The sequence below is a fragment of the Bradyrhizobium sp. LTSP849 genome, assembly GCF_000938255.1.
Lineage (GTDB): Bacteria > Pseudomonadota > Alphaproteobacteria > Rhizobiales > Xanthobacteraceae > Bradyrhizobium.
Window position 1 is genome coordinate 41,408 of sequence record NZ_JYMR01000051.1, and the last position, 26,217, is coordinate 67,624.

General features: G+C 64.9%; 18 protein-coding genes and 1 pseudogene. 5 read left to right on the plus strand and 14 right to left on the minus strand.

Going from position 1 to position 26,217, the window contains the following annotated elements:
- Positions 1 to 9: 9 nt before the first annotated feature.
- The 12 genes and pseudogenes from UB31_RS28850 to UB31_RS28905 all read right to left on the minus strand — a co-directional run bounded on the left by UB31_RS28850 (position 10) and on the right by UB31_RS28905 (position 17,949).
- On the minus strand, positions 10 to 2,253 hold the full coding sequence (locus UB31_RS28850; protein WP_050044875.1) for a TonB-dependent siderophore receptor: 2,244 nt from the start codon (positions 2,251 to 2,253) through the stop codon (positions 10 to 12).
- Between the two features lie 237 nt (positions 2,254 to 2,490).
- On the minus strand, positions 2,491 to 3,696 hold the full coding sequence (locus UB31_RS28855; RefSeq protein WP_045013353.1) for a mandelate racemase/muconate lactonizing enzyme family protein: 1,206 nt from the start codon (positions 3,694 to 3,696) through the stop codon (positions 2,491 to 2,493).
- Positions 3,697 to 3,733: 37 nt separating this feature from the next.
- Positions 3,734 to 5,275, minus strand: coding sequence for a galactarate dehydratase (gene garD / locus UB31_RS28860; RefSeq protein WP_045013354.1), 1,542 nt, complete (start codon positions 5,273 to 5,275; stop codon positions 3,734 to 3,736).
- A gap of 125 nt (positions 5,276 to 5,400) precedes the next feature.
- Positions 5,401 to 6,849, minus strand: coding sequence for an aldehyde dehydrogenase family protein (locus UB31_RS28865; RefSeq protein ID WP_045013511.1), 1,449 nt, complete (start codon positions 6,847 to 6,849; stop codon positions 5,401 to 5,403).
- Positions 6,850 to 6,929: 80 nt separating this feature from the next.
- Complete coding sequence (gene gudD / locus UB31_RS28870) at positions 6,930 to 8,273, minus strand: glucarate dehydratase (protein ID WP_045013355.1); 1,344 nt, start codon at positions 8,271 to 8,273, stop codon at positions 6,930 to 6,932.
- Positions 8,274 to 8,299: 26 nt separating this feature from the next.
- Positions 8,300 to 9,244, minus strand: coding sequence for a 5-dehydro-4-deoxyglucarate dehydratase (kdgD, locus tag UB31_RS28875; protein ID WP_045013356.1), 945 nt, complete (start codon positions 9,242 to 9,244; stop codon positions 8,300 to 8,302).
- 126 nt (positions 9,245 to 9,370) lie between these two features.
- A complete protein-coding gene (locus tag UB31_RS28880; protein ID WP_045008712.1) occupies positions 9,371 to 10,276 on the minus strand; it encodes a LysR family transcriptional regulator in 906 nt (301 codons plus the stop codon).
- Between the two features lie 126 nt (positions 10,277 to 10,402).
- The gene (locus UB31_RS28885; RefSeq protein WP_045013357.1) at positions 10,403 to 11,755 is read right to left on the minus strand and encodes an MFS transporter; all 1,353 of its coding nucleotides are present in this window, start codon (positions 11,753 to 11,755) and stop codon (positions 10,403 to 10,405) included.
- Positions 11,756 to 11,902: 147 nt separating this feature from the next.
- Positions 11,903 to 13,100 (minus strand): annotated as a pseudogene (locus tag UB31_RS28890) (DUF1501 domain-containing protein).
- A 17-nt stretch (positions 13,101 to 13,117) separates the two neighbouring features.
- Positions 13,118 to 14,665: a DUF1800 domain-containing protein gene (locus tag UB31_RS28895; protein WP_502691290.1), complete on the minus strand. Its 1,548-nt coding sequence runs from the start codon at positions 14,663 to 14,665 to the stop codon at positions 13,118 to 13,120.
- 157 nt (positions 14,666 to 14,822) lie between these two features.
- The gene (locus UB31_RS28900; protein ID WP_045013512.1) at positions 14,823 to 16,775 is read right to left on the minus strand and encodes an SGNH/GDSL hydrolase family protein; all 1,953 of its coding nucleotides are present in this window, start codon (positions 16,773 to 16,775) and stop codon (positions 14,823 to 14,825) included.
- A 91-nt stretch (positions 16,776 to 16,866) separates the two neighbouring features.
- Positions 16,867 to 17,949, minus strand: a complete 1,083-nt coding sequence (locus UB31_RS28905; protein WP_045013359.1) for a lysylphosphatidylglycerol synthase transmembrane domain-containing protein — start codon at positions 17,947 to 17,949, stop codon at positions 16,867 to 16,869.
- Between the two features lie 445 nt (positions 17,950 to 18,394).
- Here UB31_RS28905 and UB31_RS28910 point away from each other — a divergent pair, with 445 nt between their 5' ends.
- The 3 genes from UB31_RS28910 (at position 18,395) to UB31_RS28920 (ending at position 22,979) form a co-directional block, all read left to right on the plus strand.
- On the plus strand, positions 18,395 to 18,901 hold the full coding sequence (locus tag UB31_RS28910; protein ID WP_045013513.1) for a YciE/YciF ferroxidase family protein: 507 nt from the start codon (positions 18,395 to 18,397) through the stop codon (positions 18,899 to 18,901).
- A 143-nt stretch (positions 18,902 to 19,044) separates the two neighbouring features.
- Positions 19,045 to 20,454 (plus strand): MFS transporter, encoded by a 1,410-nt coding sequence (locus UB31_RS28915; RefSeq protein WP_045013360.1) that lies wholly within the window; start codon positions 19,045 to 19,047, stop codon positions 20,452 to 20,454.
- 125 nt (positions 20,455 to 20,579) lie between these two features.
- Positions 20,580 to 22,979 (plus strand): bifunctional diguanylate cyclase/phosphodiesterase, encoded by a 2,400-nt coding sequence (locus UB31_RS28920; protein WP_045013361.1) that lies wholly within the window; start codon positions 20,580 to 20,582, stop codon positions 22,977 to 22,979.
- An 8-nt stretch (positions 22,980 to 22,987) separates the two neighbouring features.
- Here UB31_RS28920 and UB31_RS28925 read toward each other — a convergent pair whose 3' ends face one another.
- Positions 22,988 to 23,422, minus strand: a complete 435-nt coding sequence (locus tag UB31_RS28925; RefSeq protein ID WP_045008705.1) for a hypothetical protein — start codon at positions 23,420 to 23,422, stop codon at positions 22,988 to 22,990.
- Between the two features lie 65 nt (positions 23,423 to 23,487).
- On the opposite strand from UB31_RS28925, the gene UB31_RS28930 reads away from it, so the two are divergent.
- Positions 23,488 to 24,075, plus strand: a complete 588-nt coding sequence (locus UB31_RS28930) for a hypothetical protein (protein WP_045013514.1) — start codon at positions 23,488 to 23,490, stop codon at positions 24,073 to 24,075.
- Positions 24,076 to 24,137: 62 nt separating this feature from the next.
- Positions 24,138 to 24,737: a YdcF family protein gene (locus tag UB31_RS28935; RefSeq protein WP_045013362.1), complete on the plus strand. Its 600-nt coding sequence runs from the start codon at positions 24,138 to 24,140 to the stop codon at positions 24,735 to 24,737.
- A gap of 8 nt (positions 24,738 to 24,745) precedes the next feature.
- Here the strand turns inward: UB31_RS28935 and UB31_RS28940 are convergent, their stop codons facing one another.
- Positions 24,746 to 26,089 carry an aminotransferase-like domain-containing protein gene (locus tag UB31_RS28940; RefSeq protein WP_045013363.1) on the minus strand — a complete coding sequence of 448 codons (1,344 nt, stop codon included), beginning with the start codon at positions 26,087 to 26,089 and terminating at the stop codon, positions 24,746 to 24,748.
- Between the last annotated feature and the right edge of the window lie 128 nt (positions 26,090 to 26,217).

The window sequence follows — 26,217 nt, forward strand, 5'->3', positions numbered from 1 at the left end:
AGGTCGCTCCTAGAATCTGTAGGTCACGCTGCCGAGCACTGTGCGGCCGATGCCGAGGAAGCAGTCGCCGCGCGCCAGGCACGTGGTGACGTGACGCTTGTCGAACAGATTGCTGGCATTGACCTGAAGCCGCCAGGGGCCGGTCTCGTAACGAACCATCGCGTCGAACAGGGTGTAGTCGGGTGTGCGGATGGTGTCGGTGCCGTCCCAGGATGTGCCGATATAGCGTACGCCGCCGCCGAGCGTGACGCCGGGCAGGCCGAGCAAAGTGAGGCGATACTTCGCCCATAGCGAGGCCTGTTGGCCCGGCACGGTCTCGACATGCTTGCCGGCATTGTCGCCGCTCTCCACACGCGCATCGAGATAGGTGTAGGCACCGATCAGGTCGAGCTCCGGCGTGACGCGCGTCAGCACCTCGAGCTCGGCACCGCGGATGCGCACCTTGCCGGTCTGGATCGAGAGCAGCGGATTGTCGGGATCGCTGGCGAGCCGATTGCGCTCGGTGGTGTCGAAGATCGCACCGTTGATCGCATTGCCCGGTGTCGGATTGTACTTGAATCCGAGCTCGACCATCTCGCCGCGCTGCGGTGCGCAGACCGTGGCGCAGACACCGCTGCCGAAGACCGGATTGAACGACTGTGCATAGGTCACGTAGGGCGTGACGCCGAACGGCAACTCGTACATCAGCGCGGCGCGGCCTGTGGTCGCCTGGTAATGCTCGACCGGAGAGCCCTGCGTGTCACTGGTGACGTAGTCGTGGCGCAGGCCGAGCACGGCAAGCCAGGGGCCGAGCCGCAACTGGTCCTGCGCATAGAGGCCGAGCTGGCTCTGCCGTAGATCCGGCTCCGCCGACATGGTTGGTGGCGTGACGCCGGTGTAGACCGGTGCGTAGAGATCGAACGGCGTCGCATCGTAGCCGCTGCCGGACGAAGCGCGCTCCTTGTAGCCGCGATAGTCGACGCCGAACAACGTCTTGTGCAGCAGCGCGCCGGTTGCGAACTTCAGCTCGGCATTGTTGTCCGAGGTGAAATTGTCCTTCACGCTGTCGCGGGCCCAGATGTAGCGCGCCACCGTGCGCCGCTCGGCGTCGAGGAACGGATTGTCCGGATTGGAGTAAACATCCGGATACAGGCCGTGATAGATGCCCTCGACATGCGCATAGCGCATGTTCTGCCTGACGGTCAGCGCATCGCTGAAGCGGTGCTCGAACAGGCTGGAGACTGCGCCGGTCTCGGTCTGGTAGCGGTCCCAGCCGGGTTCGCTGGTGAAGCGGCTGACCGGAATGAAGCCGTTGGGACCGGGATAGAGCGTGCCTTCATGCGGCAGGAAGGCGGTGGTCGAACCGGTGGTGTCCTTCTGATAGGTGCCGAGCACGGTCCAGCTCGTGTTGTTGGTCGGCCGCCAGGTCAGCGACGGCGCGAGCAGGATGCGGTCGTCCTTGACGTAGTCGGTCTGCGTGTTGCTGTCGCGGAATACGCCGACGAAGCGATAGAGCCATTCGCCGTCCTTGGTCAGCTTTCCCGTGGAGTCGAGCTGCACCTGCTTGCGGTTGAAGCTGCCATATTGCACGCCGATCTCGTTGGCGGACTCGGCCTGCGGGCGCTTCGAGATCAGGTTCAACAGGCCCGCGGTCGAGGTGTCGCCGTAGAGCACCGAGGAGGGGCCGCGCAGCACTTCGATGCGCTCGAGCGTATAGGGCTCCGGCCGCCATTCGTTGAAGTTGAAGGTGTTCACCACGCGGGTGCCGTCGAGATAGATGTTGGGGTCCTGGCCGCGGATGCGCGGATAGTCGCCGCGCGAGTCCGCGCCGTAGGCGTCGGCGAACACGCCGGGCACGTAACGCAGCGATTCCTGCACGTTGGTCGCGCCCTGGTCGGTGACGCGGTCGGCGGTGACCACGCTGATCGATTGCGGCGTCTCGCGCAGCGGCGTGTCGGTCTTCGTGCCGGTGCCGCTGCGGGTTGCGACATAGCCATGGACGTGGCTCGTCGCGGTTTCGACGCTGGTGCCGGCTGCCGGCGCATCGGCGCCCGATGGTGCGTGCTGGGCCTGACGACGGCGGCTTGCTGCTTGAGCGGCCTGCCTGGAGCGCACCGGACGCGTGCGCGCCGCGGGCCGGGATTGCTCGACGACCACTGCGGGCAGCTCCCGCGACGATGATTGCGCCTCGGCGGGCGCTGCATCCATCAAGCTTGCCAACAGCGGCAGTGCGCCGCCGATCAATCCCGCCGTCGTCCTCAGATACGTTGTCATTCGCGACCCCATCATTTACGGCAGGGACGACTAACAAGCGCAGCTTGGGGCTTGAAGTGCAGGAGGGACGCAATGGTCCCTCAATCATCAGATTTGGAATTAGTATTCATATAAACGGAGTGCGCGCCGATTGATGTCGGCGCGCGGATGGGTGATTGTGAAAATGGAGCAGTGCGCGTTGATCAGCGCTGCTCGCTCATCGCGTTCGCGCTATCGCAACGCGACGCTGATCGCGCCTCATGCGCCGAGCCTGGACTCTCGCACCACCGCATCCGCGCGGTGGCGCAGATCCGGATTGAGTGCAAGTCCGAGACCGGGCGCGGTCGGTGCAGACACGATGCCGTTGTTCACGATGGGCAGCGCCGTGACGAGGTCGCGATACCAGGTCGATAGCGTCGCGCGCACGACCTCCTGGAAGATCGCGGTCGGCGCATGCAGCGCCAGATGTAGACCCGCCATCAGCGCCACCGGGCCGGTGCAATCGTGCGGCGCGAGCGGCTTGTTGTAGGCTTCCGCGAGCGCTGCGATCTTGCGCGCCTCACTCAGGCCGCCGCACCAGGCGATGTCGAGCATGACCACGTCGACGGCGTCGGCCGCCAGCAGATTGCGGAAGCTTGCTGCACCCGCCAGCGTCTCGCTGCCGCAGATCGGCGTCTTGACGCGCCGCCTCAAGTCGGCGAGGCCCCGAACGTCGTCCATCTTGTTGAGGGGATCCTCGACCCAGAACACGCCATAGTCCTCAAGCGCGCGGCAGATGCGCTCGGCAGTGTGCGCGCCCCACAGGCTGTGCAGCTCGCACATGATCTCGATGCGATCGCCGACGGCGTCGCGGATTTTTCGGAACGGCTGCAGCCCGGTCTTCAAATCGGTGAGCGAGATCGCATGGCCGCCGTTGGCGGCAAAGGGATCGAATGGCCAGATCTTCATGGCGCCATAGCCTTCGCTGACGAGACTCTCGGCGAGCGCGCCGGCGTCGCGCATGAAGGCGATCTGGTCGTCATAGGGGCCGAGCGCGGCATCATCAGTGCCGATCTCGCGGCGTCTGGCGCTCTTGGTGTTGTAGGCATAGCCGGCGCAAGTGTTATAGGCGCGGATCTCCAGCCGGCTCGCGCCGCCAAGTGCCTCGTGCACGGGAATGCCGTGGCGCTGGCCCTTGAGGTCCCATAGTGCGATGTCGATGGCGCTGGCCGCGCGCACCTCGGCGCTGACGCTGTGGAAGCCGAGATAGGGCGTCAGCAGCTGGCGCGAGATCGCCTCGATGCGGCGGGAGTCCTGGCCGAGCACCAGCGGTGCTGCGAGCTCATGCACGCCGGCCTCGACGGCCTGCGCGCCGCGAAAGCTCTCGCCGAGGCCCGTCAGCCCTTCATCGGTCTCGATCTCGACCCAGATCAAATTCGGCCGCTCGTCGATGCGGATCGTGCGCAGGGTCGTGATGCGGGACATTGAGGTCCTCTTGGTCTTGCGGGCGCCGTTACGGCCCTCAGGTCACCGGCGCCGGATTGAACAGCGTGAGATCGTTGTGGATGCCCCAGCGATCGGACCACGGCTTGGTGCGGCCGCTGGCGACATCGAGGATCAGGCGGAACAGGTCCCAGCCGGTTTCCTCGATGGTCTTCTCGCCGGTGGCAATGCCGCCCGCATCGAAATCGATCAGATCCTTCCAGCGCCGCGCGAGCTCGGTGCGGGTTGCGACCTTGATGACGGGCGCGGCGGCAAGGCCGTAAGGCGTACCGCGGCCGGTGGTGAATACTTGCAAGGTCATGCCGGAGGCGAGCTGGAGCGTGCCGCAGATGAAGTCGGAGGCGGGGGTCGCCGCGAACAGCATGCCCTTCTGCGTCGCCTTCTCACCGGGCGAGAGCACGCCGGTGATGGCGCTCGATCCGGACTTGACGATCGAACCCAGTGATTTCTCGACGATGTTGGCAAGCCCGCCCTTCTTGTTGCCGGGCGTGGTGTTGGCGCTGCGGTCGGCGCCGCCGCGGGCGAGGTACGAGTCGTACCAGGCCATCTCGCGCACCAGCGCGCGGCCGACGTCCTCGTTGATGGCGCGGCGAGTCAGCAACTGGATCGCGTCGCGCACTTCCGTGACCTCGGAGAACATCACGGTGGCACCGGCGCGCACCAGGAGATCCGCGGCGAAACCAAGGGCAGGGTTGGCGGTGACGCCGGAGAACGCGTCGCTGCCGCCGCATTGCAGGCCGATCACGAGATCGGCGGCCGGGCAGGTCTCGCGGGTGCGCTTGTTGAGGATCTTCAGGCGCGCCTCGGCCTGGGTCATGATCGCGTCGACAATGGCGCCGAAGCCGTCGAATGCCTCGTCCTGCATCCGCACGATGGCGTCGCTGATTCCTTCCGGCACCAGCCGCTCGGGCGCGAGCTTCTCACAGCCGAGGCTGATCACCAGAATCTCGCCGCCGAAATTCGGGTTCTGCGCGAGGTTTTGCAGCGTGCGGATCGGCACCACCGCATCGGGCGCGTTGATCGCGACGCCGCAGCCATAGGCATGGGTCAGCGGCACGACATCGTCGACGTTCGGATATTTCGGCAAGAGCTCAGTGCGGATGCGCTTGACCGCATATTCCATCGTGCCCTTGACGCATTGCACGGAGGAGGAAATGCCGAGGATGTTCTTGGTGCCAACCGAACCGTCGGTGTTGCGGAAGCCTTCAAAGGTAAAGCCTTCGAGTGGCGGGAGCGGCGCGGGGACGGCGGTGGATATCTCCAGCTTGTCGAGGTCAGGAGCCTCCGGCATGCGGATGCGCGCCTCATCGACCCATTCGCCGGCTGATATCGGCGAGAGCGCGTAGCCGATCACCTCGCCATAGCGGATGATCGGCGCGTCCTGTGCGATGTCGACCAGCGCCGTCTTGTGCCCCTGCGGCACGAAGGCGCGCAGCGTCAGCCCGCAGGCAAAGCGGGAGCCAGCGGGAAGCCCGAAATCATTGACCACGATCGCGACATTGTCGCGCGCGTTGAGCTTGATGTAGCGGGGCTGCTCTTTCGCTGCGACGTCCTGGTCCATGTGCTTTCCTCAGAAACTGAAGTCGTAGGGTGGGCAAAGGCGCAACGCGCCGTGCCCACCATGCTTCAACATCGATCGCAAGCGGTGGGCACGCTTCGCTTTGCCCACCCTACAACGTCAGCCTATCAACCGGGATAGGTATAGGCAGTCTTCACCGTGGTGTAGAACTCGCGCGCATAGGAGCCCTGCTCGCGGGCGCCGTAGCTCGAGCCTTTCCGGCCGCCGAACGGCACGTGATAGTCGACGCCGGCGGTCGGCAGATTGACCATCACCATGCCGGATTCGCTGTTGCGCTTGTAGTGCGAGGCGTATTTCAGGCTGGAGGTGCAGATGCCGGAGGCGAGACCGAACTCGGTGTCGTTGGAGATCGCCAGCGCCTCGTCGTAATTCTTGGCGCGGATCACCGCGGCGACGGGTCCAAAAATCTCCTCACGCGCGATGCGCATGTTGTTGTTGGCCTCGGTGAACAGCGCCGGCTGGAGGTAATGGCCGGGCGTCTCGCGCTTGAGCAGCTCGCCGCCCCAGGCGAGCTTGGCGCCTTCGTCCTGGCCGACCTTGATATAACGCAAATCCTGGTCGAGCTGGCTCTGGTCGACGACCGGGCCGATATGCACGCCGGCCTTGAGCGCGTCGTCCACTATGAGGCCCTTCAGGCGCTCAGCCACGACCGCAACGAAGCGATCATGGATGCCTTCGGTGACGATCAGGCGGGAAGAGGCCGTGCAGCGCTGGCCGGTCGAGAAATAGGCGCCGTTGACGGCGACCTCGACGGCGGTCTTGAGATCGGCGTCGTCGAGCACGACCAGCGGATTCTTGCCGCCCATCTCGAGCTGGAATTTCTTCATCGGGTTCGACAGCACGCAGGCCTGCGCAATCTTGCGACCGGTCTGCACCGAGCCGGTGAAGGAGATGGCTGCGACATCCGGATGCTCGAGCAGGGTCTGGCCGACCACGGAGCCGGAGCCGATCACGAGGTTGAACACGCCAGCCGGGATGCCGGAGCGGGTGATGATCTCGGACAGCGCATGCGCGGAGCCTGGCACCAGCTCGGCCGGCTTGAACACCACCGTGTTGCCGTAGCAGAGCGCGGGCGCGATCTTCCAGGCCGGAATCGCGATCGGGAAATTCCACGGCGTGATCATGCCGATGATGCCGACCGGCTCGCGGGTGAGCTCGACGTCGAGGCCGGGACGCACGGAAGCGCCCTTTTCGCCGATCAGGCGCAGCGCTTCGCCGGCGAAGAACGCAAAGATCTGGCCCGCGCGGGCGACCTCGCCGATGCCTTCCGGCAGCGTCTTGCCTTCCTCGCGGGCGAGCAGGCGGCCGAGCTCCTCCTTGCGCGCGATGATTTCGAGCGAAATCTTGTTCAGCGCGTCATAGCGCTGTTGCGGGGTCGAGTGCGCCCAGGCGGGGAAGGCGGCCTTGGCCGCGGCGATCGCCTTCTCGGTCTGCGCCTTGTCGGCCCTGGCGTATTCGCCGACCAGATCATTGGTATTGGAGGGGTTGATGTTCTTGGTGACGCCGGAGCCGTCGACCCATTCGCCGCCGATGAAGTTTTTCAGGATCGCAGTCATGTTGTCCTCCAAGTCATTTAAGGGGCATGATCCTTATCGGAAAACCGGTGCCCACTTTTCCGGAATCATGCCTGATTTTCTTACCGAACGAGGCAGGGACGCTTGTCGTCAAAGGTCCAACCGGGGATCAGGTCCTGCATGGCTGTAGCGTCATCGCGGGCGCCGAGTCCATGCTGCTTGTAGAGTTCATGCGCGGCTTCGATGGCCGCGCGGTCGATTTCGATGCCGAGGCCGGGCTTGTCCGGCACGGCGATCTTGCCGCCCTTGATCTGGAGCGGCTCTTTGGTCAGCGCCTGGCCATCCTGCCAGATCCAGTGGGTGTCGATCGCGGTGACCTTGCCGGGGGCGGCGGCGCCGACATGGGTGAACATGGCGAGCGAGATGTCGAAATGGTTGTTGGAGTGCGAGCCCCAGGTCAGGCCGTTGTCACGGCAGGTCTGGGCGACGCGCACTGAGCCTTGCATGGTCCAGAAGTGGGGATCGGCCAGCGGAATGTCCACCGCGCCGAGGCGCAGTGCGTGCGAAAGCTGGCGCCAGTCGGTGGCGATCATGTTGGTCGCGGTCGGCAGCCCCGTGGCGCGGCGGAACTCGGCCATGATCTCACGGCCGGAGAAGCCGGCCTCGGCGCCGCAGGGGTCCTCGGCATAGGCGAGGATGCCATGCATGTTCTTGCAGAGCCCGATCGCCTCGTCCAACGACCATGCGCCGTTGGGGTCGAGCGTGACGCGCGCGTTGGGAAAGCGTTTTGCGATCGCGGTGACGGCCTCGATCTCCTGCTCGCCGCGGAGCACGCCGCCCTTCAGCTTGAAATCGGCGAAGCCGTAATGATCGTGGGTGGCCTCCGCGAGCCGCACCACCGTCTCCGGCGTCATCGCCTCCTGGTGACGGAGGTTGAACCATTCGGGCTTGCCGGTCTCGCCGTTGACGTAGCTGAGCTTGGACTTACGGCGATCGCCGACGAAGAAGAGGTAGCCGAGCGTCTCGACGCTCTTGCGCTGCTGGCCTTCGCCGAGCAAGGCCGCGACGGGCAGGTCGAGATGCTGGCCGAGCAAATCGAGCAGCGCGGACTCCACGGCCGTGACGGCGTGGATCATGACGCGGAGGTCAAAGGTCTGCTTGCCGCGGCCGCCGGCATCGCGGTCGGCGAAGGCGGCGCGGATGTCGGCGAGGATGTTGTTCATCGCGCCGACGGTCTTGCCGATCACGAGATCGCGCGCATCCTGGAGCGTCTGCCAGATCTTCTGTCCGCCCGGCACCTCGCCGACGCCGGTGTGACCGGCATTGTCGGTGAGGATGACGATGTTGCGGGTGAAGAACGGCGCGTGCGCGCCGCTCAAATTGAGGAGCATGCCGTCACGGCCGGCGACCGGGATCACCTGCATCGATGTGACGATTGGTGCGCCAGAGACCTCAGTCTGGGCCATCGCACGCTCCTCCCTGTTGTTGTCTGTTATTCTGCAGCCTGTTGTGACGATCGGATGGCAGGCAGCTTTTGCACCAGCGCGGCCACTTCCGCGATCTCCTGCTCGGTGAGATCGGTCAGCGGCGGGCGGACCGGACCGGAGTCGCGGCCGATCACCTTCATGCCGGCCTTGATGATCGAGACCGCGTAGCCCTTCTTGCGGTTGCGGATCGCGATCAGCGGCAGGATGAAATCCTTCAGCCCGGCGTGAATGGTCGCATGGTCGCGCTTGCGCACGGCGGCGTAGAAATTGGTGGCAAATTCCGGCACGAAGTTGAACACGGCCGACGAATAGGTCGTCACGCCCATGTCGAGATAGGGCAGCGCGAAAGTCTCGGCCGTCGGCAGGCCGCCGATATAGGTCAGGCGATCGCCGAGCTTGGTGTAGACGCGTGTCATCAGCTCGATATCGCCGATGCCGTCCTTGTAGCCGACAAGGTTCGGGCAGCGCTCGGCAAGGCGGGCCAGCGTATCGGGCTGGAGGATGGCGTTGTCGCGGTTGTAGACGATGACGCCGATCTTCACGGAGGCGCAGACCGCCTCGATGTGGGCGGCGAGGCCGTCCTGTTCGGAATGGGTCAGATAGGGCGGCAGCAGCAGCAGGCCGTCGGCGCCGGCCTTTTCCGCGCCGATCGCGATCTCGCGCGCAATCGCGGTGCCGTAGCCGGTGCCGGCGAGCACGGGCACGCGGCCCTTGGTCTCGTCGACGGCGATCTTGACGACATGCGGAACTTCGGTCGGGGTCAGCGAGAAGAACTCGCCGGTGCCGCCGGCGGCGAACAGGCCGGCGACGTCATAGCCGCACAGCCAATCCATATTGGCGCGGTAGGTCGCCTCGTCGAAGGAATAGTCAGCCTTGAAGGGCGTGACGGGGAAGGACAGGAGGCCGGAACCGATCTTCTGGGCCATTTCCTGCGGGGTCATCTTGCTCATGGGCGCTGCTCCCTTCTCTCGTGTTGTCGGGGACGCAACTCGGGCGCGCGTCCATGCGCTGCTGTTTAGGCAACCGTTCGATGCGCGTCCAAGCCAAAGCCTATATCGACTGATGCGGAATCAGCATCAATCCTCCAGCACCTCCGCCGAGGACAATTCGCTGGCGATTTTGACCAGGGCGGACAGCAGCGGATTCTCGTCGTCACGGCGCCAGACCATGAACAATTCGACCGGCACGCGGTTGCGCAGCTTCAGCGGGCGCAGCCGCACGTCGGAGATTTTCAGCCCCGCGGCTGCGGCCGGCACGATGGCAAGGCCAAGGCCGGCGCGCACCATGGCGAGGATCGAGTGGATCTGGCTCAAATGCTGCACGTAGCGCGGCAAGATGTCGGCGCGGGTGAACAGCGCCACCAGCAGATCGTGGAAGTAGCGGCTCTCATAGGGCGAATACATCACGAAGGGCTGGCCGTCGAAATCCTTGATGGTGATGCTTTCGGCATTCGCCAGCGGATGCTTTTTCGGGATCGCGGCGAGCAGGGGCTCGGCGACGACGCGGCGGCTGGCAAGCTCCGGCCGCGCGATCGGCGGCCGCAACAGGCCGGCGTCGATCTGGCCCGAGGTCAGCGCCTCGAACTGGTCACCCGACACCATCTCCTTCAGCGAGAAATCGACCTCGGGCAGTTTGGCGCGGCAGGCGGCGACGAGCTCCGGGAGGAAGCCATAGGCCGCGGCAGCCGTGAAGCCGATCTTGACCGAGCCGGTCTTGCCAAGCGCGATGCGCCGGGCGACCTGCGAGGCGCTCTCGGCGAGCTTCAGGATGCGCCGCGCCTCCGGCAGGAAGCTGCGTCCGGCCGGCGTCAGGCGCACTGAGCGGCTGGTGCGCTCCAGAAGCGGCGCATCGATGATGTGCTCGAGCACCTGGATCTGCCGCGACAGTGGCGGCTGGGTCATGTTCAGCCGCGTCGCGGCACGGCCGAAGTGCAGTTCTTCGGCCACCGTGACGAAACAGCGGAGCTGGTTGAGGTCGAACATCGATACATGCCTTAGATGGATAAGGCGTTTCCCCGGCACTTCTAGCATCGATCATCCCCGAAACAAAGACGGCGGCTTTTTGAGCCGCCGTTGAGTTGCCTGTCCCACTCCGATCACTCGGAGCGCTCAGGAGGAACGTTTGAGCACCACCCGTTCGATCTTGCCGACGATCACGAGATAGGCGAACGCGGCCACCAGCGCGTTGGCGCCGACGAACACCAGGGCACCGTTGAAGGAGCCGGTCGCCGCCAGGATGTAGCCGATCACGATCGGGGTGGTGATCGAGGAGATGTTGCCGAAGGTGTTGAACAGGCCGCCGGAGACGCCGCCGGCTTCCTTGGGGGAGGTGTCGGAGACGACCGCCCAGCCGAGCGCGCCGATGCCCTTGCCGAAGAAGGCGAGCGCCATGAAGCCGACCACGAGCGCCTGGCCGTCGACATAGTTGCAGGCGATGATCGACATCGACAGCAGCATTCCGCCGACGATCGGGATCTTGCGTGCCATGGTCAGCGACCCCGTCTTGCGCAGGATGGCGTCGGAAATGACGCCGCCGAGGACGCCACCGATGAAGCCGCACAGCGCAGGCAGTGTCGCGACGAAGCCGGCTTGCAGGATCGACAGGCCGCGCTCCTTGACCAGGTAGACCGGGAACCAGGTCAGGAAGAAATAGGTCAGCGTATTGATGCAGTACTGGCCGAGATAGACGCCGATCATCATGCGGTTGGAGAGCAGTTGGCGGATATGATCCCATCTCGGGCCAGAGTCCGGCGCACGCTCGTGCTTCAGATCGTCTTTGGGCGCGTCGAGATCGACCAGCGCGCCGCCTTCTTTGATGTAGTCGAATTCGGCCTCGTTGACGCCGGGATGCTCCTTCGGGCCGTAGATGGTCTTGATCCAGACCAGGCCCATGATGATGCCGAGTGCGCCCATCACGAAGAACACGTAGCGCCAGCCGTAATCATGGGCGATCCAGCCCATCAGCGGCGCGAAGATCACGGTCGAGAAATACTGCCCGGAATTGAAGAAGGCCGACGCGGTGCCGCGCTCATTGCCGGGAAACCAGGCCGCAACGATGCGGGCATTGGCCGGGAAGGAGGGCGCTTCGGCAATGCCGACCAGGAAGCGCAGGCCGAACAGCACGGTGATCGCGGTGCCGGCGCTGAAGAAGCCGACCCAGCCCTGCATCGTTGTGAACAGCGACCAGACGATGATGGAGAAGGCATAAACGAGACGCGAGCCGTAGCGGTCGAGCAGCCAGCCGCCCGGCACCTGCGCGATCACATAGGACCAGCCGAAGGCCGAGAAGATGTAGCCCATGGCGACGGGATCGAGATGGAGTTCCTTGGAGAGCGCGGGGCCCGCGATCGAGAGCGTGGCGCGGTCGGCGTAATTGACCGTCGTGACCAGGAACAGCATGGTCACGATGAACAGCCTGACGCGAGACCTCTTCACGTCCGTTGCGGACACAACTGCGCTCATCAGGCGCCTCCTTGAACTTGAAATGTTTCCTCACGATGACTCCTAGAGGCGTGCGCAGGAAAGTGTCCAAGTTGAAGGGGGTATCGATTGATACCGTTTTTGAATTGATGGAACGCCGGGTCGCGGGCGACGCAGACGGGAGGCCGGCTAGACCAGCGTCAGATTGGTCGGGCGAACGCCGGTGAAAATGCGCTGGAGGCTCTCGTTGCCCAATCCGAAAACGTGGCCGAACAGATCGGCGAACAGCGCGCGGTAATCGGTCAGCACGGGATAGTCGCGGTTCTGGAACAGATGCGGCTGCTCGACCTTGACCTGCTCGCCGAGAATGCGGCCGCCATTGATGCCGCCGCCGAGCACCCAATAGACGCTGCCATGGCCATGATCGGTGCCCCGGTCGCCGTTCTCGCGGAAGGTGCGGCCGAATTCGGAGATCACGACCACCACCGTATCGCGCCACGCGGCCGGCCCGACTTCCTCGGAGAAGCCGACAAGGGCGCGACCGAGCTCACCGAGCCGGTCGGCGAGATAGCCGTTGGCTGAGCTCTGGTTGACATGCGTGTCCCAGCCGCCGACGTCGACGAAGCCGAGGTTGAACTGCTCGCGCATCAGCCGGCCGATCCGCCGCGCCGACAATTCGAAGCCGCGCGGTGACACCGCGCCGCGGTTGGCGGCATTCATCTCCTCGGAGACCGAGCGGTAGACGTCGTCGCGTACCCGAAATCCCTCCGACACCGACGATGCAAGGTTGGACTGGGCGTACATCTGCTTGATCAATTCGGCCTGACGGTCGTCAACGCCGGGCTTGGCGACATTGTTGATGCTGGTGTTCGGCACTTGCGATTTGCCGCGGAAGATCAGCGGCAGGCAGCTGGTCGGTGAATGCGATCGGCTTGACGCGGGTCAGCTCGGTGGCGAGCCGGCTCATGAAGCCGGAGCGATAGTCGCGCGAGCCGGAGGCCGACTGACCGAGCTCGATCGTGTCCTGGGTCTCGAAATGGCTCCGGGTCAGGTCGTCGCTGGTGCCGGCGAACGGGATGAAGGCGATCTCGCGCTTGGCCCAGAGCGGATAGATGCTGTCACGCAAGGCGGGATGCAGTCCCCAATCGGCGTCGAGCGCGAGGGCCGCGTTTGGATTGCCGACATCGGGCTTGGAGATCGCGAGCGTCGGCCGCGACGCATGGTAGAACTCGCTCGAGACTGGGACGACGACATTCGCCGCGTCATAGGCACCGCGCAAGAAGACCACCAGCATTCGGGCATCGGTTGCGGGCGCGGCCCAGACGCGACCGGCGACCGTCAGCGGAGCGAGTGCGGCAAAAGTCTTGATCAGCTCGCGACGGTTCATGGCGATCTCCGTTGCCGTCAGTGCATGAATTCCGGTGACGACAGGAACAGCGTGTTCCAGTCCTGCGGTGAAATGGCCTTGTCGAGCGATGCCAGCGTCGCCGGACCGAGCGTGTGGTGAAGGCCGTTGAAGTAGAGCGCATTCTGGAGCAGTGGGAACGCAGGCTGCTCGACCGGGTTCGGCCCCTCGGGTTTGAACAGGCCGGATGATCCCGATCCGATCTGCCGCGCGATCTCGAAGCGAACCATCATCTGTCCGGGGCCGTTCCACGACGCCGATGTCAGCGCGTAGCCGTCCGGCGTCTCGTGATTGAACAGGCCTTCTCCGAGGCGATTGAACCAGCCCTGGATCGGTCCCGTGTTCAGGATCACCTTGTCGTCATAGGCGAGGCGAACCGCAGACAGCACGTATTGCGCGGGATCCTTGAAGCGCGTGCCCGGCTTCAGCGCGGCTTCGAATTCGCCCGAATGGATCATCGTGGCCAGGACGGAAGCGATATCCCCATCGGTCGCTTTGAACGTCTGCGCCATCCGCTGCACCAGCGCCTCCGGCGGATTGTCCGCCACGAAATAGGTCGCGATCTTGCGTGAGATATGGCTTGCGGTCGCGGGATGGTGGACCAGGATGTCGATGGCCTCGTCGACTTCGGCAAGCCCGCGTCCCTTGATGGTGTGGCCGAGGAAAATCTTGTCACTGTAGTCGTGTCGTGACGGATTGAATTCAAAGGCGCCCTCGCGCACGAGCTGGGACTGCAATTCCGGCTTCAGCTTCGGGTCTTCCGGCCTGGTGTCGATGCCGACCCCGGTGAGGATCTTTGCCAGCGACTCGACGTCGGCCTGGGTGTAGCCGGAGCCGACGCCCATGGTGTGCAGCTCCATGATCTCGCGGGCGTAGTTCTCGTTGAGATGACCCGCCGCATTGTCGGCATTGTCGAGATAGCGCAGCATCGCGGGATGACGCACGGTCGCCGCGAGCAGGTCGTGGAATTTGCCGAGCGAGGAGGGGCGGATGGCGTGATCGATGTAGTCGCCGACCAGCACGCGCAGGTTCGATTTGTACTGGTGGACGTTGAAATGATTGAACCAGAACCAGACCATGCGCTCGCGCAATTGATCGGGCGCGTAGAGCGCGCGCAGGATGGTGCGCGCCGCAGCCTGCCTGGCGCGATCATTCATCGCCTGCTGAAAGACCTGCTGAGCGGCCTTTTTCTGCTCGGGATCGGTGACCTGATTGGCGCTCTTGGACTGTTGCTCGAAGGCGACCGCAATATCGAACGGGAAACTGTGGACGTCTGGCATCGCTTCGATCTGCGCCTTTGCCACGTCGGGCAGCGCCGGATTGCCGGCCGGGTGCAATTGCTCCTGGAGCCAGCGTTCGGCACCGATGCTGTGCAGATGCGTGGCACTTGAGGCGCTGACGCCCCAAGTCAGCCGATCGAGCAAAGCGAGATCGTGCGGGCTGAGATCGTCGGCACGGGAGGCGTTTGCGGTCAGGCCTGTGGTCGCGGCGACGAGCACCGCAAGATTGAAGCATCGCAACCGACGATATGCGCTTCTGCTATCCACGATCGTTCCGGATTGATTGGTAACCCACGACGCGGGCGCCATCGTGGGCCGGATCGGCTGAATATGCACTGAATGGAATTGAAACAAATGACGGCAGCGCCATCAAATTCCAGCGAGCGTTGTGTTCAGGTTCCAGCGCCGGATGCAGCACGGCCCGCTATTGCTGCACACCCGGCAGTAGCGGCGCCAATAGTCCGCGCGTGACGCCCGGCGGCACTGCGTCGAGGCCGAGGACGGAGCTTGCGGCGGGCAGCGTGGCGTCGGCCATCGCGGCGTGACCTTCGGCGGAGGGATGCACGGCGCCGCCATAGACGGCGGAGAGCACGCCCCAGGTCGCATCGTGGATGTCGGTCGGCTGGCTCGCCGCCGGCAATCCTTGCGGATAGGTCATCGCGGCGAAATAGCTGTCATTGGCGTCGCGGATCCAGCGTGCGCGCGGCAAATAGGCACGGTATTCCGAGGCGCCGCGGCCGCACAGCAACGGCTGGCTCGCTGCGGCGACGATATCCGGATTAAAACTCTGGCCGTTCTCGGCAAAGCAGGTGCGGTCGAATTCGGGATCGTTACCGGCATGGGCGCAGAAGCCGTGATCGGCGAATGCGGCCTGATGCGAATCCACAAATGTCATGCGGTCGGCTTCGGGATCGCGGCACAGCGCGCCACGCGTGCAGGTGGCGAGCCCCTTCAGTTGCGGCAAAAACTCAGTGTCGACGAAGGTCGAGACGCGGGCGAGCCGCTGCGGGTCGGCGTTGAAAGCCGGATGGATGTCGAAGCCGCCGCGGCCGCCACGGCAGGGCACGCCGCCATCCGCGAGCGCCGGATTCGCGTAGGAGACGTAGACCACGTGCGAGAGGTCGCCGCCGACCAGCGGCTTCAGCGCCTCGCGCAGCTTGACGAAATTCCGCGGCAGCTCCCGCGCCAGCGCGTCGCGGGAATCGTCGACGCTCGCCATCACGCCGGAGCGGCGGAACAGCGCGCGCTCGGTCGCGGTGTCGACGATGACGTCGGCAACGAGGCCGGAGAAATAGATGTCGTTGGCGCCGACCGAGAGCAGCACGAGGTCAAGCGTGCGGTCGGGCTGGCGCTTCTTCGCCTCGGTGAGCGCTTCGCGCAGTTCGGCCACCTGCGCATTCACGCTGGTCTGGCAGGTGCCGTTCTTGCTGGGCGGGCATTCGCGAGCGCGCTGCGAGCCGAGCAGCCCGTCGCTGATGCTGGCGCCGGTGCAGGCGAGCGGCAGATAGGTCACCGCGATGTGGCTGTAGCGCACGGCGAGCGCGAGCGCAGTGCGGGCCTGGTAGCTGTAGAGCGAGCGGTGGCAGGGCGAGTTGAACCAGAGCGCGCCGTAGTGCTGCCAGTTCGCGAGCGTATCCGGCGCCTCGCAGGCGCGTCCGCCCTTGAAGCCGGCGCGGCTCGGCCGGTAGTACTGCCCGCCGGCGGTACCGAGATAGGAGCGGAAGCAAAAACCCTCGTCGGAGAGTGCCAGCGGCCGATCCGGATTGCCTTCGCCGGAAGCGATGCTGTCGCCAAGGCCGGCGATGAAGATGTCGCGCACCTGGATCTCGGTCTGGACGCGCTGGGTCGCATCGGAGCCGGAGGAAACGTCGACGCTCGCGACCGTCTGCTTGCCGTAGCGGACGCGCAGATTGATCGGCTCGGCGCAGTCGAAGGTCGAGGTTTGCGGCCCGTCGCCGTCGTCGAACGACCAGGCACAGGTGGCGCCGACTGGCACCGCGCCGGTCAGGCGTACGGTGACGGGGTGGTCGATCGGGGTGATGTAGTTCTCTTTGACGTTGTCGCGGGTGCAGGGCTGGTTGACCCGGCCCTGGAGGTCGATGCAGAGCCGGTTGACCATGTTGCGCGCCCAGCCGCGGCCTTCACTCTGGAGCTCCAGCGACTGCTCGGCGGCAAGGATGCTGCGGTTACGCGCATTCTCGACATGCAGCAGGAAATCGCGCTCCTCGCGGAACAGCCGGAAGCGATTGCGCACCTCCCAATTGATCTGCATGGCGCCGGCGTCCTGCGCGGCGACGCGCTGGAGCGGCGAGACGGTCAGGATCCCGGCAAACAGCAGGATGCAAGCGGAGAGGGTGCGAAGAGGTACAGCGATCATGGTCCGCGTCTTCAACGGCAAAGTTGAGGCGGAAATAAGAGAGCATTGCTCCTCAGCCCGCAACCTTTGTCTGACGGGTTCGCGGGCCGCCTTATCGTTTACTGGCCTGTCGCAGCGACCGCTCGTGCTCCATCGCGGTCACCTGCTTGGGCAGATTGGCCTGCGCGCAGGCCTCCGCCAGCCGCCGCCGCTCCTGCCAAGGCTCGACCACGTTCATCCAGAGCTCGCGCGCGCCCATGATGGAGATGGCGAGACCGAAGGGGATCACGAAATAGAGGATGCGGAACACCAAGAGCGTCGCAAGCAACTGCTCCCGGCCGAATTCGGGCAGCGCCACCAGCATGGCGGCGTCGAACACGCCAAGCGAGCCGGGGGCATGGCTGGCGAAGCCCAGGAGCGTCGCCAGGATGAACACCACGGCGAGCGACATAAAGTCGATCTGCGGATTGGCCGGCACCAGAAGGTACATGGCCAGCGCGCAGAAGCCGAGATCGACCACGCCGATGAGGATCTGCACCAAGGTCAGCGGCGCCGACGGCAACACCACTTTCCAGCCCTTCTGGCCGAGCTCGCGGCGCTTCTCGCCCATGCAGAGCCAGACCAGATAGGCGGCGATCGAGGCCAGGCCGCCGAACGCGATCAGCCGGTTGATCGACGACGGGAGCTGATCCATGTAAGAGGCGGCATCCGGATGGATGACCATGCCGATCGACAGCACGAAGATGTTACCAAGCCAGAAGGTCAGGCCGGAGAGGAAGCAGATCTTTGCGACGTCGATCGCGTTCAGCCCGTAGTCCGAATAGATCCGGAAGCGGATTGCGCCGCCGGTGAACACGGTGGCGCCGATGTTGTGGCCGATCGAATAGGACGTGAAGCTGGACAGCGCTGCGATGCGGTAGGGAACGTGCTTCTTGCCGATCGTTCGCAGTGCAAAAAAGTCGTAGAACGTCAGCGTACAGAACGCGAAGAACACGCAGATCGCGGCCAGCCCGATGTTGCCGCGGGGGATCTCGGTCAACGCGGTCAGGATGACGCCGGTATCGATGCCCTTGAGGGTCCGCACCAGCGTGGTCACCGCGAAGGCGATGATCACCACGCTCGCGGCAATTCCGAGCCGTCGCCAGCCGATCCATCTCTTCAAGCCGCGTTTCAGCGCGGGCAGTAGTCCGTGCATTCATCCTCCCGGCGGGGGCAAGACCGACCCGATCGGGCCACTGGCCGGTCGGGCACGACCGTCGCCAAGAGTGGGCGCCGATCGCTAGGCATGATCTAGCTCATTTAATGCAAAAACAGCAACTTGTGCAGCCCTTGACAAAGATAGGTTCTGCGTTGGAGCAGCCGCCTCTGTCATACGTGGTTCACATGGCAGACGCGTTAAGCATATGAGTCGAGGGCCCGGCTGGGATCGCGCGTCCATATGTTGACATGGTTTCAAATCCTGACGCGGCAAGCATTGTTCCAGCGCAAACGTTGCGGATCCTTTTGGAACGCAGGTCTCTTTTGGAACGACAGTGTCGCGCGCAGGTTAGCGACCCATCAGCAATCGAACACATCGAAACATGCGGCTTCTCATGCAAGCCGATGACGTCGTGTTCCCGAAACCTCCGAGGATTGGAACGATGGGACTGTTCACAAAAGACATCAAGACCATGAACGATTTGTTCGTGCATCAGCTGCAGGACATCTATTACGCCGAGCAGCAGCTCACCAAGGCGCTGCCTAAAATGGCAGATAAGGCGACCGATCCGCAGCTGAAGCAGGGCTTTTTGACGCACCTCGAGGAGACCAAGCAGCACGTGAAGCGGCTCGAGGAAGTGTTCAAGATGCACGGAACTCAGGTGAAGGCGGTCGACTGCCCGGCGATCGACGGCATCATCGAGGAAGCTGACGAGACCGTCGGCGAAGTTGCCGACAAGGCGGTGCTCGACGCAGCCCTGATCAATGCGGCGCAGGCGGCTGAGCATTACGAGATCGTGCGCTACGGCAGCCTGATCGCCTGGGCCAAGCAGCTCGGCCGCACCGACTGCGCTGCCGTGCTCGCCAAGACGCTCGAGGAGGAAAAGGCGACCGACAAGAAGCTGACTTCGCTGGCCGAGAGCAAGATCAACCTGCGCGCTGCGAGCTAGCACAAGCGTCTACTAACGAAACGCCGCGCGGTCGACGCGCGGCGTTTTCGCTGTCCGACGACATCCATACTTCCGTCTTTGTCGAAGCATGATGGCAGGCGGGGAGTCTATATATCGCATGGGGCTGCAATCGAGGTGGCAGCATGCGAGCCAATACCGTCAAGTTTGAAGTCTTCGACGACGCGAACGGCACCCAACCCGCCGCATCGCGCCTTGCAACCTCTCTGACACTTGCCGCGATGAGCCTCGGCTACGGCGTGGTGCAGCTCGACGTCACCATCGTCAACACCGCGCTCGATGCGATGGGCAAGACGCTCGGCGGCGGAGTTGCCGAGCTGCAATGGGTGGTCAGCGCCTACACCATTGCGTTTGCCGCCTTCATCCTGACGGCGGGCGCGCTCGGCGATCGCATCGGCGCCAAGCGCGTCTTCATGGCGGGATTTGCCATCTTCACCGCGGCCTCGCTCGCCTGTGCGTTGTCGCCCAACGCCGTTGTGCTGATCGGCGCGCGGCAGGTGCAGGGATTGGCCGCCGCGATCCTGGTGCCGAATTCGCTGGCGCTGCTGAGCCATGCCTATACCGACGACAAGCAGCGTGGTCGCGCCGTCGCGATCTGGGCCGCCGGCGCGAGCCTGGCGCTCACAGCAGGTCCATTCGTCGGTGGCGCCCTGATCACGCTGGTCGGGTGGCGCGCTATCTTCCTGGTCAATCTGCCGATCGGCCTCGCCGGCCTTTGGCTGAGCTGGCGCTATGCCGCTGAGACCACGCGCACGCCCTCGCGCGAGATCGATTTGCCCGGTCAACTCGCGGTGATCGGCGCGCTTGGCGCGCTCGCTGGCGCGATCATCGAGGGCGGTGCGCTCGGCTGGGGGCATCCGCTCGTGCTTTCGGCTTTCGCTGCGGCCGCCGTCCTGGCCATGCTGTTCGTCTGGCGCGAGAGCCGCACGGCGCAGCCGATGCTGCCCTTATCCTTGTTCGGTCACCGACTGTTTACCCTGACCACGATCGTCGGCCTCCTCGTCAACACCGCCATCTACGGCCTGATCTTCGTACTTAGCCTGTACTTCCAGAGGATCAATGGCCTGTCGGCTTGGTGGACCGGGCTCGCCTTTGTGCCGATGATGGGCGCGGTACTGCCGGTCAATTTGCTGGCGCCGCGTCTGGCCGAGCGCATCGGCCCGTGCCCGACCATCGTTGTCGGCGCCGGCGTGTCGGCGCTCGGCTGCCTCGGCCTGCTCTGGATCGAAGCCGGGACGAGTTATTGGGCGATCTGCGCGCAGATGATCGCGATCAGCGGCGGGCTCGGCCTGTTGGTGCCGCCGCTGACTTCGACCTTGCTTGGCAGTGTCGAGAAGGCGCGCTCCGGCATCGCCGCCGGCGTCCTGAACGCCACGCGGCAAACCGGCAGCGTGCTCGGCGTCGCGTTGTTCGGCTCGCTCATTGCAGGCGAAGGCGCGCTCGTGCAGGGCCTGCATCTCGCGTTGGTTATTTCGGCCGCCGTCTTGCTCCTTGCGGCTGCCACGATCGGGCTTGGTGCGCCGGCGCAGAAATGAACGAGACGATGAGCAATGTGAGCAACCGCACACATTCTCTGTTCACCATTCCCGAAACCGATACATAGCCGGTTACCGACTGTCCACCTCTGCCGGTTCTAGTGCGGGTGGAATAGGAACTGGCAATGTATCAAGTTCTTTACTGTCTCACGGACCAGCATGACTGGCGCCTGGTCGCGCTTGGTGGCGCGGTGTGCCTGCTTGCCAGCGCGGCGGCGATCAGCCTGTTTCATCGTGCGCGTGCGACGCAAGGACCGGGGCGGCTGGTCTGGATCTCCCTGGACGCCGTCGTCAGCGGCTGCGGCATCTGGGCGACGCACTTCATCGCGATGCTGGCCTACGGGCCGGGCAACGGTGGTGCCTACAACATTCCGGTGACGATCCTGTCGTTGATCTTCGCGATCTCCGTCACCTTCGTGGGACTAAGCATCGCGGTATCGTCCTCGCGGACACCGTGGGTCGTCCTCGGCGGCGCCATCGTCGGCGGCGGCGTCGCGGCGATGCATTACACCGGCATGGCGGCACTGGAGATTCCCGCGCGCGTGAGCTGGGTCGAAGGCACGGTTGTCGCCTCGGTCCTGTTCGGTATCGTCTTTGCGGCGCTCGCCCTGTTCGTCGCGTCGCGACGCGATGACCGCTCGCATGCACTGCGTGCGACCGGCCTGCTGACGCTCGCCATCGTCGCACATCATTTCACTGCGATGGGCGCGGTGCTGCTGACGCCGGACCCGACGATCGCGATCAGCGGGCTGTCGATCCCGCCGGCCTCGATGTCCTTCCTCACCGCCAGCGCCGCGGTCGCGATCATCGCCATCGCGCTGGTCTCGGCGCTGCTCGACCGCCGCGCCAAGGGAGCATTGGGCCGCCAGCAGGTCGTGCTCGACACCGCGCTCCAGAACATGTCGCAAGGGCTGTGCATGTTCGATGCGGAAGGCAAGATCCAGCTGTTCAACGAGCGCTACGCCGCGATGCTCGGCCGCACCGATATTCCGCTCACCGGCCGCCTGCTTATCGACGTGCTGCGTGAGGAGCAGGCCAAGGGCCAGTGGCAGGGCGATGCGGGCGAATTCTTCGCGCGCCTTGTCGTCGACGCGCGCGAGGGCCGCACGACTAGCCAGGTCGTGACCCGGTTCGACCGCTCTATCCGAGTCGTCAATCAGCCGATGCAGGGTGGCGGCTGGGTCGCGACCTTCGAGGACATCACCGAGTGGCTGGAGGCGCAGGCCAAGATATCGCACATGGCGCGCCATGACGCGCTGACCAATCTGCCGAACCGCGTGCTGTTCCACGAGCAGCTTGAACAGGGACTGCGCCGGGCCGGTTCGAACGACCAGCTCGCAGTGCTCTGCCTCGATCTCGATCACTTCAAGGACATCAACGACTCCCTCGGCCATCCCATTGGCGATGCGCTGCTGAAGGAAGTCGGCCGCAGGCTGAAGGCCACCGTCGGCGAGCACGACACCGTGGCGCGGCTCGGTGGCGACGAGTTCGCCGTGGTCCAGATCGGCCGGTCGGAGGAGGCTGCGGCGAGGGCTCTCGCCGGTCGCCTCGTCGAGGTGATTTCCGCGCCTTACGAGATCGACGACCATCAGATCGTGATCGGCGTCTCGATCGGCATCTCTCTGTCGCCGCAGGACGGCACCAATCCGGACGAATTGCTGAAGAATGCCGACCTCGCGCTGTACCGCGCCAAGGCGGACGGCCGCGGCACCTATCGCTTCTTCGAGACCGGGATGGATGCACGCGCACAGGCGCGACGTTTGCTGGAGATGGACCTGCGGGCGGCACTGCAACGCGACGAGTTCCAGGTGTACTATCAGCCGATCCGCGACGTCGCCAGCGATCGCGTCGTCGCCTTCGAGGCGCTGTTGCGCTGGAACCATCCACATCGCGGCCTGATCTCGCCCATCAACTTCATTCCACTGGCCGAGGAGACCGGCCTCATCGTTCAGCTCGGCGAATTCGTGCTGCGCAGCGCCTGCGCGGACGCGGCAACCTGGCCGGGCGATGTCGATGTTGCCGTTAACCTGTCGCCGGTCCAGTTCAAGAGCCCGAACCTGATCGCAATCGTGACCGAGGCGCTGGTGGCATCGGGCCTCGCGGCGCGCCGCCTCGAGCTCGAAATCACCGAATCCGTGTTGCTTCAGAACAGCGAGGCGACGCTGACCACCCTGCACGAGTTGCGCGGCATGGGCGTGCGGATCTCGCTCGACGATTTCGGCACCGGCTATTCGTCGCTGAGCTATCTGCGCAGCTTCCCGTTCGACAAGATCAAGATCGACCGCTCGTTCGTATCCGAGCTTGCGACCCGCCAGGATTCCATGGCGATCATCCGTGCGGTGACGGGCCTCGGCCGCAGCCTCGGCATCGTGACCACCGCGGAGGGCGTCGAGAACGACGCGCAGCTCGAGCTGCTCAGGCGCGAAGGCTGTACCCAGGCGCAGGGCTATCTGTTCAGCATGCCGCGGCCGGCATCCGATGTCGCGTTGATGTTGGCACGACCGCGGCTGCTTGCGTCGGCCTAAGTTAAGGTCTAGCCGCGGCGAAGCGCGAAATGCGCGCCGCAGAACGCCATCACGGCACCAAGACACAGCGCCGCGAGACCGGCGAGCACGCCGGAGATGGTCGGGATCGGGCTCGGGGCCGAGGCGGCTTGCCCCGCACCTGCGAGCAGGAGCACACCGACCGCGATCAGGAATTGCCGCATCCGTTGCGGGATCTGGCCGGAGACGGCGCTCTGCATCAATGTCGCCGTGAAGTAGCCGCCGGAGAAGCCGACGGTTGCGATCAGCCACCAGGCGATCGCCGCGCCCGTCGGCATCAATTCATGCGTGTCGGATCGCCACAGGCCGCCGAGGTCGAGCCCGTAGCGCGCGCCCAGCATGTGCACCGCGAGCGCGAGCAGCACGCCCGAGATCACGGCGGCGCCGAGAATCAGGCGGCGCGGAAAAAAGGTCGTCTCAGCCATGCCTCGCTTGTAGGATGGGCGAGGGCGATCGCGCAAGCGGATCGCAGACGGGATTGATGATCGAGATGCGGGTTTCGAGAGCTGAGGCAGCTTCAGCCACGAGCTATGCCTACAGGGCGTCGCTGATCGGCTCGGCGCATCGCTTCGAGCTGACCGACGAGGGCCTGTCCTGGCACGTCGCTGGCCGTTCGGGCGTCTGGCGCTATGACGAGATCAGCGCGATCCGGCTGTCGTTCCGCCCCGTCTCGATGCAGCAGCACCGTTTTCGCGCCGATGTCAGCCGTGCGGGCGGCGGCCGCATCGCGATCCTCTCGACGAGTTGGCAGACCGCAGCGCTGATGGCGCCGCAGGACAGCGGATTTCGCGATTTTCTCGTCGAGCTGCACGCGCGGATGGCGAAGGCCGGCAGCCGCGCCGAGTTGACCGCCGGCCTCGGTCGCAAAACCTATGCGGCCGTGCTCGCATTCCTGGCGGTGCTGGCGGTCGCAATGACGGGGCTGTTGGTCCGCGCGCTGATGATCGGTGAATTCGCCGGCGCGCTGTTCATCGTTGGTTTTGCCGCGCTGTTCGTCTGGCAGGTCGGCGGTTTCGTGCGGCGCAACCAGCCGCAGAGCTACAGTTTCGATCGTGTGCCGAGGTCCTTGTTGCCTTAGGTGCAATCGGCCGCAATCAAACGTGACTTCGCGCCCCTGCGCCGGTGTCGCATCGTGCTGCCATGTCAGTCACGGATCGCAGCACTCGCCTGCCTACAGCGGATGAGATCGCCAGGATCAACCGCACGCATTTCATCGATACGCCACTCCTGCCGGCCGATCTGTTGTTCATGTTCGGCACCCGCGAGGACGTCGCGCTGCGCGTCGACACCGCCGCAGGGCTGTGGCGCGAGGGTTATTTCCGCTGGCCGATTGTCAGTGGCGGCGTGACGCCGGGCTCGGAGCAATCCGAGTGCACCATCATTAAGGCCGCGATGGTCGCCGCGGGCATTCCTGCGGACCGGATCCTCGAGGAGCATCGCGCGATGAACACCGGCGAGGACGTGATCCTCTCGCTGCCCATCATCGATGCCGCGCTCGGGCTGCAAAATGTCCGCAGCGTGATCTGCCTCGGCAATACCTGGACCGCGCGGCGCTATCCGATGACGCTGCACCGGCACTGGCCGGAGGTCGACAAGATGCTGCTCACCGTCGACAACTTCGCGACACCGCGCGAACGCTGGCACACCGACGCTGAATTTCGTCGCCGCGTCCTGCACGAATGGGACAAGATCGCGCCGTACAAGGCGAGGGGCTTTATCGCGGAATGGCCGGAGGCTTGAGCAGCGAGCTACTCCGTCGAGTCAAAATCCTCTTCCTTGGTGCCGAGCAGCGACACCAGCGTGCGCAGGCCGGAATCGAGTTGCTCGGGCGAGGGTGGGGCGAGCGCGAGGCGCACTGCATTCGGCGCATGACCATGCGCAATCGCGAAGGTCGAGGACGGCGTCAACGCGATGCTGCGCCGGGCGGCTGCGGCGACGAAGGTCTGCGAGCGCCAATGCTGCGGCAATGTCAGCCAGAGATGATAGGAGCGCGGGTCAGCCGAGATCTGGTATCCGGCCAAGAGCCTTGCCGCGGTCTGCTGCCGGCGCGCGGCGTCGATGCGTTTCAGCCGAGTCAGCTCGGCGACGGTGCCATCGGCCATCAGCCGCTGCCCGGACGCGAGCGCATGGCCCGAGGCGATCCAGCCGCCGGTCCGCACCGCGCTCATCACGCTCTCGCGCAGATGCGGCGGCGCGACGAGGATGCCGAGTGCAAGTCCCGGCGCGACCTTCTTGGACAGGCTGTCGAGCACGATGCAGCGGTCCGGCCCGAGCGCGGCCAGCGGCGTGTCGTCGGCGAGGAAGCCGTAGACGGCGTCCTCGATGATGGTGAGGTCGAGCTTTTCGGCGACGCGCATGATGTCGGCGCGCCGCGTCGCGTTCATGGTGACGCCGAGCGGGTTCTGGATGATGGGCTGGAGATACAGCGCCGACAGATGCGCTTCGCGGTGCGCCTTCTGGATCGCATCGGGCCGCACGCCGAATTCATCCATCGCAATCGGGACGAGCGTCACACCTAACCGCGCGGCGATGCTCTTGACGTAGGGATAGGTCAGCGCCTCGACGCCGCAGCGGCCGCCGGTGGGGACGAGCGCCGCGAGCGCGGCGGCGAGCGATTGCTTGCCGTTGGCGGTGAACACGATCTGCTCGGCCTGCGGCGTAAAATCCTTGCGCGCGAGATAGGCGGCGGCGGCATTGCGCGCGCTCTTGGTGCCGGTGCTGGTCGAGACCCGCAACGCGGATTCGAGCGCGTCGACGCGTTCGAGCCCCGCGAGGCTCTTGGCTATCATTGCCCATTGCTGAGGCAATAACGGATAATTGACCTCGAAGTCGATGCGCGCGTCGCGCGGCTCGCTCAGCGCCTCGACCTCGCGCCTGATGTCGCCGGAGATGAAGGTGCCGCGGCCGACCTCGCCGACCACGAGGCCGCGGCGCAAAAGCTCCGTATAAACCCGGCTGGCGGTCGAGACCGCAATGCCACGGTCATAGGCAAAATTGCGCTGCGGCGGCAGCCGGTCGCCGGGCCTTAACGTGCCGTTAGAGATATCCGAGGCAATGGCATCGGCAAGCTTCACGTACTCGAACTTGGACATTATTGCACCGAGAGCAATGTTTTACTTGCTCCGAGTAGTGTACTGGAGCATTTAAGTTCCATCAAGGTCCGCGATTGAGCCGAGGAGAGCGAGAGCAATCCGATGGCATATGAGGTGCAGATGCTTCC

Excerpts from the sequence above, each read along its gene's own strand:
- UB31_RS28850 (WP_050044875.1), bottom strand. The coding sequence starts at position 2,253 with ATGACAACGTATCTGAGGACGACGGCGGGATTGATCGGCGGCGCACTG.
- UB31_RS28855 (WP_045013353.1), bottom strand. The coding sequence starts at position 3,696 with ATGTCCCGCATCACGACCCTGCGCACGATCCGCATCGACGAGCGGCCG.
- garD (WP_045013354.1), bottom strand. The coding sequence starts at position 5,275 with ATGGACCAGGACGTCGCAGCGAAAGAGCAGCCCCGCTACATCAAGCTC.
- UB31_RS28865 (WP_045013511.1), bottom strand. The coding sequence starts at position 6,849 with ATGACTGCGATCCTGAAAAACTTCATCGGCGGCGAATGGGTCGACGGC.
- gudD (WP_045013355.1), bottom strand. The coding sequence starts at position 8,273 with ATGGCCCAGACTGAGGTCTCTGGCGCACCAATCGTCACATCGATGCAG.
- kdgD (WP_045013356.1), bottom strand. The coding sequence starts at position 9,244 with ATGAGCAAGATGACCCCGCAGGAAATGGCCCAGAAGATCGGTTCCGGC.
- UB31_RS28880 (WP_045008712.1), bottom strand. The coding sequence starts at position 10,276 with ATGTTCGACCTCAACCAGCTCCGCTGTTTCGTCACGGTGGCCGAAGAA.
- UB31_RS28885 (WP_045013357.1), bottom strand. The coding sequence starts at position 11,755 with ATGAGCGCAGTTGTGTCCGCAACGGACGTGAAGAGGTCTCGCGTCAGG.
- UB31_RS28900 (WP_045013512.1), bottom strand. The coding sequence starts at position 16,775 with ATGATCGCTGTACCTCTTCGCACCCTCTCCGCTTGCATCCTGCTGTTT.
- UB31_RS28905 (WP_045013359.1), bottom strand. The coding sequence starts at position 17,949 with ATGCACGGACTACTGCCCGCGCTGAAACGCGGCTTGAAGAGATGGATC.
- UB31_RS28910 (WP_045013513.1), top strand. The coding sequence starts at position 18,395 with ATGGGACTGTTCACAAAAGACATCAAGACCATGAACGATTTGTTCGTG.
- UB31_RS28915 (WP_045013360.1), top strand. The coding sequence starts at position 19,045 with ATGCGAGCCAATACCGTCAAGTTTGAAGTCTTCGACGACGCGAACGGC.
- UB31_RS28920 (WP_045013361.1), top strand. The coding sequence starts at position 20,580 with ATGTATCAAGTTCTTTACTGTCTCACGGACCAGCATGACTGGCGCCTG.
- UB31_RS28925 (WP_045008705.1), bottom strand. The coding sequence starts at position 23,422 with ATGGCTGAGACGACCTTTTTTCCGCGCCGCCTGATTCTCGGCGCCGCC.
- UB31_RS28930 (WP_045013514.1), top strand. The coding sequence starts at position 23,488 with ATGCGGGTTTCGAGAGCTGAGGCAGCTTCAGCCACGAGCTATGCCTAC.
- UB31_RS28935 (WP_045013362.1), top strand. The coding sequence starts at position 24,138 with ATGTCAGTCACGGATCGCAGCACTCGCCTGCCTACAGCGGATGAGATC.
- UB31_RS28940 (WP_045013363.1), bottom strand. The coding sequence starts at position 26,089 with ATGTCCAAGTTCGAGTACGTGAAGCTTGCCGATGCCATTGCCTCGGAT.